Annotated in this window: 1 protein-coding gene; it reads left to right on the top strand. The window is 71.9% G+C overall.

The features are described 5' to 3' along the window. Positions 1-249: Ig-like domain-containing protein (locus tag C7C46_RS33835; RefSeq protein WP_245985354.1), on the top strand; the 249-nt coding region annotated here is incomplete at both ends.

Here is a 249-nt window from a genome sequence, read left to right as displayed (position 1 = left end):
AATGTGTGGCGCTGGTCGGGGTGTTCTCGCTGGTAGCGGGCTGTTCGTCCGGTGGCGGGTCGGGCGGGGGCGGCTCGAAGGACGCCGCTCCCCCGCCGTCCATCACTCCGGCGACCGGGACGCAGCAGGTCGCTCCCGACCAGCCGGTCGTGGTGAAGGCCGCGAAGGGCAGACTGACGGACGTCTCCGTCGCCGACGCCAAGGGGCGCAAGGCCGACGGACAACTGTCGCCGGACGGTAGTAGCTGGC

Source organism: Streptomyces tateyamensis, from assembly GCF_003205575.1.
Taxonomy (GTDB): Bacteria; Actinomycetota; Actinomycetes; order Streptomycetales; family Streptomycetaceae; genus Kitasatospora; species Kitasatospora tateyamensis.
Note: the sequence above shows the minus strand (reverse complement) of the source record. Positions and strands in the feature narration are given on the sequence as shown.